1 rRNA gene is annotated in these 235 nt (G+C 53.6%); it reads left to right on the top strand.

Annotated elements, in window-relative coordinates:
• A 23S ribosomal RNA gene (locus HG547_RS20980) occupies positions 1-235 on the top strand; the annotation flags it as partial.

A 235-nucleotide genomic window follows, 5' to 3' on the forward strand; every position in this document is an offset into this window, starting at 1 on the left:
CCGACACAGGTGGTCGGGTAGAGAATACCAAGGCGCTTGAGAGAACTCGGCTGAAGGAACTAGGCAAAATGGTACCGTAACTTCGGGAGAAGGTACGCTCCTGTTGGTGATGAGACTTGCTCTCTAAGCTGACGGGAGTCGCAGATACCAGGTGGCTGCAACTGTTTATCAAAAACACAGCACTGTGCAAACTCGCAAGAGGAAGTATACGGTGTGACGCCTGCCCGGTGCCGGA

The sequence above is a fragment of the Shewanella sp. DNRA4 genome (genome assembly GCF_012843185.1).
Lineage (GTDB): Bacteria > Pseudomonadota > Gammaproteobacteria > Enterobacterales > Shewanellaceae > Shewanella > Shewanella xiamenensis.